This window comes from Pseudomonas sp. ABFPK (assembly GCF_001586765.1).
Taxonomy (GTDB): domain Bacteria; phylum Pseudomonadota; class Gammaproteobacteria; order Pseudomonadales; family Pseudomonadaceae; genus Aquipseudomonas; species Aquipseudomonas asiatica.
On the sequence record NZ_LQXW01000067.1, the window covers coordinates 175,874 to 188,707 of the forward strand.

General features: G+C 63.9%; 9 protein-coding genes. 4 read left to right on the forward strand and 5 right to left on the reverse strand.

The genetic code is table 11. The annotated features are described in order from the left end of the window. Positions 1 to 107: 107 nt before the first annotated feature. Positions 108 to 1,286: an acetyl-CoA C-acetyltransferase gene (locus WM94_RS26430; protein ID WP_061552483.1), complete on the forward strand. Its 1,179-nt coding sequence runs from the start codon at positions 108 to 110 to the stop codon at positions 1,284 to 1,286. Between the two features lie 136 nt (positions 1,287 to 1,422). On the opposite strand, the gene metE is transcribed toward WM94_RS26430, so the two are convergent. Next, positions 1,423 to 3,714 carry a 5-methyltetrahydropteroyltriglutamate--homocysteine S-methyltransferase gene (metE, locus tag WM94_RS26435; RefSeq protein ID WP_061552484.1) on the reverse strand — a complete coding sequence of 764 codons (2,292 nt, stop codon included), beginning with the start codon at positions 3,712 to 3,714 and terminating at the stop codon, positions 1,423 to 1,425. Between the two features lie 315 nt (positions 3,715 to 4,029). Here metE and WM94_RS26440 point away from each other — a divergent pair, with 315 nt between their 5' ends. After that, complete coding sequence (locus WM94_RS26440) at positions 4,030 to 5,517, forward strand: methylenetetrahydrofolate reductase C-terminal domain-containing protein (RefSeq protein WP_061552485.1); 1,488 nt, start codon at positions 4,030 to 4,032, stop codon at positions 5,515 to 5,517. On the opposite strand, the gene yjiA is transcribed toward WM94_RS26440, so the two are convergent. The 3 genes from yjiA to WM94_RS26455 all read right to left on the reverse strand — a co-directional run bounded on the left by yjiA (position 5,477) and on the right by WM94_RS26455 (position 8,878). Continuing rightward, entirely contained in the window at positions 5,477 to 6,454 is a 978-nt protein-coding gene (gene yjiA / locus WM94_RS26445) for a GTPase (RefSeq protein WP_061552508.1), read from the reverse strand. The genes WM94_RS26440 and yjiA overlap by 41 nt on opposite strands. A 146-nt stretch (positions 6,455 to 6,600) precedes the next feature. Next, positions 6,601 to 6,798, reverse strand: coding sequence for a YbdD/YjiX family protein (locus WM94_RS26450; RefSeq protein WP_013974210.1), 198 nt, complete (start codon positions 6,796 to 6,798; stop codon positions 6,601 to 6,603). Between the two features lie 13 nt (positions 6,799 to 6,811). Then, entirely contained in the window at positions 6,812 to 8,878 is a 2,067-nt protein-coding gene (locus WM94_RS26455; RefSeq protein WP_024087740.1) for a carbon starvation CstA family protein, read from the reverse strand. 178 nt (positions 8,879 to 9,056) lie between these two features. Between WM94_RS26455 and WM94_RS26460 the strand changes: the two genes are divergently transcribed. After that, on the forward strand, positions 9,057 to 9,419 hold the full coding sequence (locus WM94_RS26460; RefSeq protein ID WP_003258337.1) for a PilZ domain-containing protein: 363 nt from the start codon (positions 9,057 to 9,059) through the stop codon (positions 9,417 to 9,419). Between the two features lie 263 nt (positions 9,420 to 9,682). Next, positions 9,683 to 11,200: a nucleobase:cation symporter-2 family protein gene (locus WM94_RS26465; protein ID WP_013974213.1), complete on the forward strand. Its 1,518-nt coding sequence runs from the start codon at positions 9,683 to 9,685 to the stop codon at positions 11,198 to 11,200. Positions 11,201 to 11,376: 176 nt separating this feature from the next. Here the strand turns inward: WM94_RS26465 and radA are convergent, their stop codons facing one another. Continuing rightward, the gene (gene radA, locus WM94_RS26470) at positions 11,377 to 12,747 is read right to left on the reverse strand and encodes a DNA repair protein RadA (protein ID WP_003251626.1); all 1,371 of its coding nucleotides are present in this window, start codon (positions 12,745 to 12,747) and stop codon (positions 11,377 to 11,379) included. Positions 12,748 to 12,834: the final 87 nt, after the last annotated feature.

The window sequence follows — 12,834 nt, forward strand, 5'->3', positions numbered from 1 at the left end:
CTCATTCATTTGCTTTACACATCAATCGCAAAGAAAAACAAACTTAACAAATGAGCCAAAGCCACCGATGCTTGAGGCATTACGCCCATCGCACGGAGAACAACAACATGAACGACGTGGTCATCGTCGCCGCAACCCGTACCGCCATCGGCAGCTTCCAGGGCGCCTTGGCCACTGTGCCTGCAGTAGACCTCGGTGCCGCCGTGATCAAGCGCCTGCTGGAACAGACCGGGCTGGCCCCGGAGCAGGTCGATGAAGTCATCCTCGGCCAGGTGCTTACCGCCGGCGCCGGGCAGAACCCGGCACGCCAGGCCGCGATCAAGGCCGGCCTGCCCTTCAGCGTGCCGGCAATGACCCTGAACAAGGTCTGCGGCTCGGGCCTGAAGGCACTGCACCTGGCCGCTCAGGCCATTCGCTGCGGTGATGCCGAGGTGGTCATCGCCGGCGGCCAGGAGAACATGAGCCTTGCCCCTTATGTGATGCCTTCAGCCCGCACCGGCCAGCGCATGGGCCATGGCCAGCTGATCGACAGCATGATCAGCGACGGCCTGTGGGATGCCTTCAACGACTACCACATGGGTATCACCGCCGAAAACCTGGTGGACCAGTACGGCCTCAGCCGTGAGCAGCAGGATGCCTTCGCCGCCGAGTCGCAGCGCAAGGCGGTGGCGGCGATGGAAGCCGGCCGCTTCGATGATGAAATCACCCCGATCGTGCTGCCGCAGAAGAAGGGAGAACCCAAGGTGTTCGCGCGGGACGAACAGCCACGCCCGGATACCACCGCTGAATCCCTGGGCAAACTGCGCCCGGCGTTCAAGAAGGATGGCAGCGTCACTGCCGGCAACGCCTCGAGCCTGAATGACGGCGCCGCCGCCGTGCTGCTGATGAGCGCCGCCAAGGCCAAGGCCCTGGGCCTGCCGGTGCTGGCCAGGATCGCGGCTTACGCCAGTGCCGGTGTAGATCCGGCGATCATGGGCATCGGCCCGGTGTCGGCCACCCAGCGCTGCCTGGACAAGGCCGGCTGGCAACTGGCCGAGCTGGACCTGATCGAAGCCAATGAAGCCTTTGCCGCGCAGGCGCTGGCCGTGGGCAAGGCGCTGGAATGGGATGCCACGCGGGTCAACGTGAATGGCGGGGCGATTGCCCTTGGCCACCCGATTGGTGCGTCCGGGTGCCGGGTGCTGGTGACCTTGCTGCACGAGATGATCAAGCGGGACGCCAGGAAAGGCCTGGCAACCCTGTGCATTGGTGGCGGGCAAGGCGTGGCCCTGGCAATCGAGCGGTGATCACAGATTGAATTGAACAGGCCTGGCCCTTTCGCGGGTAAACCCGCTCCCACAGGAACCCCACTGAAGCTGAATCCAGTGGGGACCCTGTGGGAGCGGGTTTACCCGCGAAAGGGCCGGTACAGCCAGCGAAAAATCAGGCAGTGGCACGCAGCTCGCGGGCAGCTGCGACCATGTTCACCAGCGCTGCCTCGGTCTCCGGCCAGCCGCGGGTCTTCAGCCCGCAATCCGGGTTGACCCACAGGCGCTCGGCCGGGATACGCTGGGCAGCCTTGCGCAGCAGCTTGACCATTTCCTCACGGGTCGGCACCCGTGGCGAGTGAATGTCATACACACCCGGGCCGATCTCGTTGGGGTAGGCGAACCGTTCGAAAGCCGCCAGCAGCTCCATGTCGGACCGCGAGGTCTCGATGGTGATGACGTCGGCATCCATCGCCGCGATCGACTCAATCACGTCGTTGAACTCGCTGTAGCACATGTGGGTGTGAATCTGGGTTTCGTCACGCACCCCCGAAGCACACAGGCGGAAGGCCTCGGTGGCCCACTCCAGATAATGGGCCCAGGCGCCGTGGCGTAGCGGCAAGCCTTCACGGAACGCCGCTTCGTCGATCTGCACGATCCTGATACCCGCCGCTTCCAGGTCGACCACTTCGTCGCGGATCGCCAGCGCCAGCTGGCGCGCCTGCACTTCGCGGCTCACGTCTTCACGCGGGAACGACCACATCAGCATGGTCACCGGGCCGGTCAGCATGCCCTTCATCACCTTGCTGGTCAGGCCCTGGGCATAAGTGATCCACTCCACGGTCATGGCCTTCGGCCGGCTCAGGTCGCCAACGATCACCGCAGGCTTCACACATCGCGAACCATAGCTCTGCACCCAACCGAAGCGGGTGAATACATAGCCATCGATCTGCTCGGCGAAGTACTCGACCATGTCGTTGCGCTCGGCCTCGCCGTGCACCAGCACATCCAGGCCCAGGTCCTCCTGGATTTTCACCGCATGGCGGATCTCGCTGTGCATGGCCTCGACGTAATCGGCCTCGGTCAGCTTGCCCTGCCTGTAGGCCTGGCGTGCCAGACGAATCGCCGAGGTCTGCGGGAACGAACCGATGGTGGTGGTCGGGAACGCCGGCAGGTCGAGCCCCGCACGTTGCTTGACGATACGTTGGGCAAAGGCTGATTTTCGCTGGCTGTCAGCGGGCTTGATGGCCGCCAGGCGGGCCTGCACGGCCGGCTTGTGAATACGCGGCGAAGCGGCGCGGCTGGCCTGCACGGCCTGGCTCTGGGCCAGTGCAGCGGCCACGTCGTCGGCGTGCGGGGCATTGATGGCCTTGGCCAGCAGCGCCACTTCCTGGCACTTCTGCACGGCGAAGGCCAGCCAGCTGTGCAGTTCGGCATCGAGCTGGTCTTCACGGTCCAGGTCCACCGGGCTGTGCAGCAGCGAGCAGGACGGCGCCACCCACAGCCGCTCACCCAGGCGCTCATGGGCATGGCGCAGTACCTCCAGCGCCTTTTCCAGGTCGCAGCGCCAGACGTTGCGGCCGTTGACCAGGCCCAGCGACAGCACCTTGTAGGCCGGCAGACGGTCGAGGATGGTCGGGTACTGCTCGGGCGCCCGCACCAGGTCGATGTGCAGGCCATCGACTGGAAGGTTGGCGGCCAGGCCCAGGTTGTCTTCCAGGCCGCCGAAGTAGGTGGCGATCAGCTTCTTCAGTGGCGCCCGCTGAAGGATGTTGTAGACGCGCTCGTAGGCATTCTTCCAGTCCTGAGGCAGGTCCAGGGCCAGGATCGGCTCATCGATCTGCACCCATTCCACGCCTTGGGCAGCCAGGCGGTTGAGGATCTGGTCATACAGCGGCAGCAGGCGGTCGAGCAGCTCCAGCTTGTCGAAATCGCCACCTTTGGCCTTGCCCAGCCACAGGTAGGTCAGCGGGCCGATTACCACCGGTTTGACCGCATGGCCCAGGGCCTGGGCTTCTGCCACTTCTTCGAACAGTTGCTCCCAGCTCAGGGCGAACTGCTGGTCGGCGGTGAATTCGGGGACCAGGTAGTGGTAGTTGGTGTCGAACCACTTGGTCATTTCCTGGGCGTGCGCGCCGCCGCAGCAGCTGTCACCCACAGCGCCACGGGCCATGGCGAACAGGGTCTGGAGAGTGGGCCTGGCAGCGTCGTGGCTGCGGAAGCGCTGCGGGATCACGCCGAAGGTCAGCGAGTGTGTGAGCACCTGGTCGTACCAGGCGAAGTCGCCAACCGGTAGCAGTTCGATGCCGGCGTCTTTCTGCACCTGCCAGTGGCGGGCACGCAGCTCGCGGCCGACGGCGCGCAGGCCGGCTTCGTCGAGTTCGCCCTTCCAGAAGGCTTCCTGGGCCTTTTTCAGCTCGCGGTCGCGGCCGATACGTGGAAAGCCCAGGTTGTGTGCCAGTGCCATGTCTTGTCCCTCAGCATGCATAAATGAATGAGGGGATTTTCCGGGCACTTTCATCTTGAGACAAACTCATTAAATTTGAGATGAACTCAAGACTTATTCATGTTCGTGAATTTGTACTGCCTGTACTGGCCCTTTCGCGGCTAAAGCCGCTCCTACAGGTACCGCGCCACCCTGTGGGAGCGGCTTTAGCCGCGAAAGGGCCGGCACAGGCAAACCCGGATGTCTCATTCAGAGCACCAGCCTGCGCATCCGGACATGACCGCACCCGCCTTCTGCCGCACAATGCCAGCCTGACCAAACCAGGTACCCGGCCCCATGAGCCTGCTGAAAACCGCGCTGCGCGAAAACACCTTCGTCTGCATCATGGAGTTCGTCCCCAAGCCCTCCACAGAACGCTTCGCCGCCATGGACGCGATCCTGGCCCGTGCGCACCTGTGCGGCTGGCCGATGACCGTGGCAATCGGCGACCGCGTCGGCAGCCCGCTGGACATGTCGCCACTGGACGCCCTCGCCTCGTTCAGCAACCCGGTACCCGCCCTGCCGCACTTCTCCGGCAAGGACCGCGAACGCCACCACCTGCTCGCCCAACTGCAACGCATGGATGCCGCCGGCCTCGACCAACTGTTGCTGCTTACCGGCGACCGCCTGCCCGGCCACCAGCCCGGCCAGCGCCCGGTGCGCTACCTGGAATCGGTCGCAGCCCTGCAGATCGCCCGCCAGGCCTGCCCGCACTGGCTGCTTGGCGCGGCGCTCAACCCGTTCAAGTACTGCGAGGAAGAAGGCGGCGCCCAATACTTCAAGGCCGAGAAAAAACTGGCGGCGGGCGCCGACTTTCTCACCCTGCAACTGGGTTTCGATGCCGGCAAACACCAGGAAGCCATGCACTGGATGAGCCGCCAGGCCACGCCTAGGCCGATGCTGGCCTGCCTGATGAGCCTCACCCACGGGCGTGCGACGATGCTCGAGCACGTGGCCGGCGTGACCGTCACGCCGTCCATGCGCGACATGCTGGAAGCGGAAGCGGCGCAGTCCAAGGCCTTTGCCCAGGCCCGCAGCGTCGACCGCCTGGCCTTGCAGATCATCGGCGTGAAGCTGATGGGCTACGCCGGCGTGCATCTGTCGGGGGTTCATGAACTCAAGCAACTGCTGGCCCTGGAGGCACGCATCGAGCACTGGCAGGCGCAAATCCACACACTGGAACAATGGGCGCCGGCCTGGCAGGCCAGCTGGCAGATGCCCGGTCTGCCGGCAGTCAGCTTCCATCCGCCGCAGGCAAGCTGGCGCCAGGGCGAGTCACGAGTCGATGCCTCGTTCAAGGAGAAAGCGCGCTATCACCTGATGCACGGCACGCATTCGCTGTTGTTCAGCCGCCGCAATAGCCTGAGCAAGGCATTTGGCTGGGCCGTACGCCAACCGATGTGGGCTACCCGCCTTGGCGCACAGGTGCTGCACAAGGTGGAACACGCGGTGAAACACCCGCTGGTAGGCTGCGACACCTGTGGCCGCTGCCGCCTGGAAGACACCCTGTACATCTGCCCGGAAACCTGCCCCAAGGGCCTGGCCAACGGCCCCTGCGGCGGCACCGCGCTGAACCGCTGCGAGTTCGGCGACCGCGAATGCATCCACAGCGTCAAGTACCGCACCGCCAAGGCAGTGCGGCAGACGGCGCTGCTGACCGAGCGCCTGATCCCGTGCATCGAGCTCGAGACACGCCACCGCAGCTCATGGCCGCAGTGGTTCCAGGCCCAGACGCCGCGTCAGCTCAGCCCGCAGCCAGCGCCTCGAACCCAGCCCGAATCGTAGCTTCGGGCAATTCGTCAGCGATGAACACCATCACGCTCTCGCGAGTTTCACCCTCGGCCCACTCGGCGTCCCAGTCGAAGCCATAGAGCTTGAGCACACCCTGGAACACCAGCTTGCGCGCTTCACCGGCAATGTTCAGCACGCCCTTGTAGCGCAGCAGCTGCTTGCCGTGGGTTTCCAGCAGTTCGTTCATGAAGTCGCTGAGGCGGTCGATGTCCAGCGCGCTTTCCGTGCGCAGCACCAAGGTGGAGATCCGGTCCGGGGTAGCGGGCTTGAGCAGCGGGCGTAGCGCTGGCTTCAGGTTCGCGCCCAGATCGGGGTTGAGGTTGAAACCACGCACATCCAGCAGCTCGGCCAGGTCGATGCGACCATGCTCGACCACGCGGATCGCCGCCCGGCCATTGATGCGGGCCAGGCGCTCGCGCAGGGCCTCGACCGCAGCGGGCTCGACCAGGTCGGTCTTGCTCAGCAGCAGGCGATCGGCAAAGCCGACCTGGGCCTGGGCGATGGTCTGGGTCAGGTGCAGCTCGGCGTGGGCGGCATCGACCAGGGTCATGATGCCATCGAGGATGTAGCGCTCACGCAGTTCCTCGTCGATGAAGAAGGTTTGGGCCACCGGCGCCGGGTCGGCCAGGCCGGTGCATTCGATTACCAGGCGGTCGAAGGCGATCTCGCCGGCATCCAGGCGTTCGAGCAGCAGGTACAAGGCGCGGGTCAGGTCGCCGTGGATGCTGCAGCACACGCAGCCATTGGCCAGGGTCATCACCTGCACCGGCTCGTCGCCCAGCAGCTGGCTGTCGATGCCGGCCTCGCTGAATTCGTTTTCGATCACGGCGATCTTCAGGCCGTGCTCGGCCTTGAGCATGTGCTTGAGCAAGGTGGTCTTGCCGGCACCGAGGAAGCCAGTGAGTACGGTTACGGGGATAGGCGTCTGCACGCAGAACATCTCCTGTGCGGAAAAAACACTGGCCTCATCGCCGGCAAGCCAGCTCCCACAGGTACCGCACAGACCTTGAGGGCTGCGGAGTACCTGTGGGAGCCGGCTTGCCGGCGATGAGGCCGGGACAGGTTAACGCTTGAGGCTCAACAGCACTTGGGCCCGGACTTGCCGCCGTAACGCGCTTCCTGGCGTTCGCGGAAGAACTCCTCGTACGTCATGACCGGCTTGTCCGGGTGCTTGGTCTGCATGTGCTCGACGTAGTTGTCGTAGTCGGGCATGCCGACCATCAGGCGGGCTGCCTGCCCCAGGTATTTACCCAGTCGACCCAGGTCGTTGAACATCGCAGCAGTCCTCTCAAGCGTCAGGCAGGGCCTGGAACGGGGTTTCCTTGTCGGTGCGCTCTTTGCGGCCGAGGGCGGCGAAGCCGACCTTTACAGCGAAGAACAGCACGCTGAACACCACCACCAGGAACAGCACGGTCAGGCCGGCATTGGTGTAGGCATTGAAGATCACGTGCTGCATCTGCCCGATGTCCTTGGCCGGGGCCAGTACCTGGCCGGCGTCCAGTGCGGTGCTGTACTTCTTGGCCAGGGCCAGGAAGCCCACTGCCGGGTTCGGGTCGAACAGCTTGATCAGGCCGGCGGTGGTGGTGCAGATCAGCAGCCACACGGCCGGCAGCAGGGTGACCCAGACGTAGCGCTGACGCTTCATCTTGATCAGCACCACGGTGCCGAGCATCAGGGCGATACCCGCCAGCATCTGGTTGGAGATACCGAACAGCGGCCACAGGGTGTTGATGCCACCCAGCGGGTCGATCACGCCCTGGTACAGCAGGTAGCCCCACAGGGCCACGCAGCCGGCAGTACCGATCAGGTTGGCAGTCCACGATTCGGTGCGCTTGAGCGCCGGCACGAAGCTGCCCAGCAGGTCCTGCAGCATGAAGCGCCCGGCACGGGTGCCGGCGTCCACTGCGGTGAGGATGAACAGCGCCTCGAACAGGATCGCGAAGTGGTACCAGAACGCCATGGTGTTTTCACCCGGCAGCACCTGGTGCAGGATCTGCGCGATACCCACAGCCAGGGTCGGCGCACCACCGGCACGGGCCAGCACGGTGTGCTCGCCAATGTCGCGGGCAGTGGCCTCGAGTTGCTCAGGGGTGATCAGGAAGCCCCAGCTGCTGACCGTCTGCGCCACCGACGCCACATCGGCACCGACCACCGCGGCCGGGCTGTTCATGGCGAAGTACACGCCTGGTTCGATCACCGAGGCGGCGACCATGGCCATGATGGCAACGAACGATTCCATCAGCATGCCGCCGTAGCCGATGTAGCGAGCGTTGGTTTCGTTGTCCAGCAGCTTCGGCGTGGTCCCCGAGGAGATCAGCGCGTGGAAGCCGGACACCGCGCCACAGGCAATGGTGATGAACAGGAACGGGAACAGGGTGCCCTTCCACACCGGGCCAGTGCCGTCGGTGAACTGGGTCAGCGCCGGCATCTTCAGTTCGGGCGCGATGATCAGGATACCGATGGCCAGGCCGACGATGGTGCCGATCTTGAGGAAGGTCGACAGGTAGTCACGTGGCGCCAGTACCAGCCATACCGGCAGTACCGCGGCGACAAAGCCATAGCCCACCAGCATCCAGGTGATCTGCACGCCGGTGAAGGTGAACGCCGGGCCCCAGGTCGGGTCTGCGGCAATCTGGCCCCCCAGCCAGATCGAAGCCAGCAGCAGCACCACGCCGATGACCGATATCTCACCGATATGGCCCGGACGGATGTAGCGCATGTAGATGCCCATGAACATCGCGATCGGGATGGTCGCCATCACCGTGAACATGCCCCAAGGGCTTTCGGCCAGGGCCTTGACCACGATCAATGCCAGCACCGCAAGGATGATGATCATGATCAGGAAGCAACCGAACAGCGCGATGGTGCCTGGAATGCGGCCCATCTCCTCGCGCACCATGTCGCCCAGCGAGCGGCCGTTGCGGCGGGTGGACAGGAACAGAACCATGAAGTCCTGCACCGCACCGGCCAGCACCACGCCGGCGATCAGCCACAGCGTACCGGGCAGGTAGCCCATCTGCGCGGCAAGTACCGGGCCGACCAAGGGCCCTGCACCAGCGATGGCGGCGAAGTGGTGACCGAAGAGGATGTGTTTGTTGGTCGGGACGTAGTCCAGGCCGTCGTTGTTGAGCACCGCCGGGGTGGCACGGCGAGGGTCGAGCTGCATCACCTTGGTGGCGATGAACAGGCTGTAGTAACGATAGGCGACCAGGTAGATGGCCACTGCCGCGACCACGATCCACAAGGCATTGATCGCCTCGCCGCGACGCAGGGCAACCACGCCCAGCGCACAGGCTCCTATGACTGCCAGCGCCAGCCACGGAATGTGGCGTAGCAGGCTATTATTGTTGTTCATGGTTTGCTTCCAGCTGGTGGATTGGAAAAGACCGCCCATCGAGTCTAGGGCGAGTCATCGCGCATTGCCACACTTGCTTTGGTCTAGAGCCTCTGCGGCCAGATTGCGGTACCTGATGTACATACCACTCTAACTATAGTCAGGATGTCACCTGAGGACCTATGCGAGGATCTACCCCATGAGCGATCACGACGAACGCCGCCGTTTCCAGCGCATCGACTTCGACGCCCCAACCGAACTGCGCCAGGGCGTGCAACGCTGGCCTGCCAAGCTGCTGGACCTTTCACTCAAAGGTTTGCTGATCGAACGCCCGGCCAACTGGGATGCCGACCTGACCCAGGACTTCGATGCCATCATTCACCTGGGCCCCGATGCACGCGTGCAGATGCAGGTTGAACTGCGCCATGAGGAACCAGACCGCCTGGGTTTCATCTGCCTGTACATCGACGTCGAGTCGATGACTCATCTGCACCGTCTTGTGGAATTGAACGTGGCCGACAGCACCGAAATGATGCGTGAACTGCGCGAACTGATCGAATAATGAAATCTCTTAGCTAGCTAATCGCTTCCCCTCCTTTTGTTTCCTGTCTACCCAGACAGCTTTAAGCCTGGGTAGCAGCGTTTTGTACACACCCCTCTAGCACAGCCTCTGACAAGTTGGTACGCCTTCTGCATTGAGCTCTCGCACACCTTGCGGGCGCTCTTGTGCGCGCTCCGATCAAAATATTGTATACAATTCTTGTGGCAATCATTTGTAGGAAGTGTCTACAGTAGCACCACAACAATAAACAGAGAGCCTGCTCCATGACTACGTCCCCTAGCACGTCTCCCGCCAAGCGCCCCGAGGATGAAAACCTCGGCCTTGGTGCCAACCTGGCCTATGGTCTGCAGCATGTGCTGACCATGTACGGGGGGATCGTCGCGGTACCCCTGATCCTGGGGCAGGCCGCGGGCCTGAACGGTGCCGAAATCGGCATGCTGATCGCCGCTTCGTTGTTTGCCGGTGGCCTGGCCACCCTGCTGCAAACCCTCGGTCTGCCGTTCTTCGGCTGCCAGTTGCCGCTGGTGCAGGGCGTTTCGTTCGCCGGTGTGGCAACCATGGGTGCAATCCTCAGCAGCGAGGGCGGCGGTGGCCTGCCGGGCGTGCTCGGTGCGGTCATGGCAGCATCGCTGATCGGCTTTCTGATCACCCCGGTGTTCTCGCGCATCACCAAGTTCTTCCCGCCGCTGGTGACCGGCATCGTCATCACCACCATCGGCCTGACCCTGATGCCCGTGGCCGCTCGCTGGGTGATGGGTGGCAACAGCGCCTCGCCGGAATTCGGCAGCGTGGCCAACATCGGCCTGGCGGCCCTGACCTTCGCCATCGTGCTGCTGCTGAGCAAACTGGGCAGCGCGGCGATTTCACGCCTGTCGATCCTGCTGGCCATGGTGGTCGGCACCCTGATCGCCTGGGCGCTGGGCATGGCCGACTTCAGCAAAGTGACCGAGGGCCCGATGTTCGCCTTCCCCACGCCGTTCCATTTCGGCATGCCGGAATTCCACATCGCCGCGATCCTGTCGATGTGCATCGTGATCATGGTGACCTTGGTGGAAACCTCGGCCGACATCCTCGCCGTGGGTGAGATCATCGACACCAAGGTCGACTCCAAACGCCTGGGCAATGGCCTGCGCGCCGACATGGCATCGAGCATCCTGGCGCCAATCTTCGGCTCGTTCACCCAGAGCGCGTTCGCCCAGAACGTCGGCCTGGTAGCCGTGACCGGGGTCAAGAGCCGCTACGTGGTGGCCACCGGTGGCTTGATCCTGGTGGTGCTCGGCCTGCTGCCGATCATGGGCCGGGTGATTGCCGCAGTCCCTACTCCGGTACTGGGTGGCGCGGGCATCGTGCTGTTCGGCACCGTGGCTGCCAGCGGTATCCGCACCTTGTCCAAGGTCAGCTACAAGAACAACGTCAACCTGATCATCGTCGCTGCCTCGCTGGGCTTCGGCATGATCCCGATTGCCGCACCGACCTTCTACCACCACTTCCCGAACTGGTTCGAGACCATCTTCCACTCGGGCATCAGCTCGGCGGCGATCATGGCCATCCTGCTGAACCTGATCTTCAACCACTTCACCGCCGGCAACTCGGACCAGCAGTCGGTGTTTGCCGCCGCGTACGAGCGCACCATCCAGTACTCGGACATTTCAGCGCTGCGTGATGGCGACTACTTCAAGGATGGCAAGCTGTTCGATGCCGAGGGTAATGAGGTGCCGATGCTGGAACTGGACGAGCATGGCAATGAAACGGTCAGGCGCAGTGCGGTTGCCGAGCATTGACCGCTGACTGAGCGGTGAGGTGGGGGGCCGATGCGCATCGTCGGCCCCTTTTTCGTTTTGCCTGTGCCGGCCCTTTCGCGGGTAAACCCGCGCCCACAGGGTTTGCGCAATCCTGAAGCTGATGCGGTACCTGTGGGAGCGGGTTTACCCGCGAAGAGGCCAGTACGGGCCACGAATTATTCGAACAACGCATCCAGAGCCTGCTCCAGCCGGGTAACGGCAATCACCTGCAACCCGGCCGGAGCCTCTTTCGGCGCATTGCCCTTGGGCACGATGGCCCGCTTGAAACCATGCTTGGCGGCCTCCTTCAAACGCTCCTGACCACTGGGCACCGGCCGTACCTCGCCAGACAGGCCGATCTCGCCAAACACCAGCAGGCCATGCGCCAGGGGCCGGTTGCGCAGGCTGGACATCACCGCCGCCAGCAACGCCAGGTCAGAAGCGGTTTCCAGCACCTTCACCCCGCCCACCACGTTGAGGAACACGTCCTGGTCATGGGTGGGAATACCGCCGTGGCGGTGCAGCACCGCCAGCAACATGGCCAGGCGGTTCTGGTCAAGGCCCAAGGTCACGCGGCGCGGGTTGGCCAGGTGGCTGTCGTCGACCAGTGCCTGCACCTCCACCAGCATTGGCCGGGTGCCTTCCCAGGTGGCCATCACCACGCTGCCCGGTACTTCCTCCTGGGTGCGGTTGAGGAAGATCGCCGAGGGGTTGGACACTTCCTTCAGGCCCCGGTCGGTCATGCCGAACACACCCAGCTCGTTGACCGCGCCAAAGCGGTTCTTGACTGCCCGCAGCAGGCGCAGGCGGCCATCGGACTCGCCTTCGAAATACAGCACGGTGTCCACCATGTGCTCGAGTACCCGCGGGCCGGCCAGCGAGCCTTCCTTGGTCACGTGGCCGACCAGGAAGATCGCCGTGCCGCTCTGCTTGGCGTAGCGCACCAGCAATGCCGTACTTTCGCGCACCTGGGCCACTCCGCCGGGTGCCGATTGCAGCTGCTCGGTGAAAATGGTCTGGATCGAGTCGATCACCATGACCCGCGGTTTTTCGACGCGGGCCGTGGCGATGATGGTCTCGATGCAGGTTTCGGTCATCACCTTGAGCTGGTCCTGGGGCAGGCCCAGGCGCCGGGAGCGCATGGCCACCTGCTGCTGCGACTCCTCGCCGGTGACATACAGCGCCGGCATGCCCACGGCAATGTTGCACAAGGTCTGCAGCAGGATGGTCGATTTGCCGATGCCGGGGTCACCACCGATCAACACCACCGAGCCATCCACCAGGCCACCGCCCAGCACGCGGTCCAGTTCGGTGCTGCTGGTGGTGAAGCGCGGGATCTCCTCGACGCTGACTTCGGCCAGGGTCTTGATCTGCGCCTGCTGCCCGGTCCAGCCAGCACGGCCGCTACTGGGCGCAGCGGCACCGCCGCTTTCGATCATGGTCTCGACCAGGGTGTTCCAGGCCCCGCATTCGCCACACTGGCCGGCCCATTTGGGAAAGGTCGCACCGCACTCGGTGCAGCCATACAAGCGCTTAGCCTTGGCCATGGCTGGGGTCTCCTGGAAAAAACCGCCATGATAGCCGACCTGGACGTGCCTCGAACGCCTCGGGATGCGACAAAACTAATCGTTCTA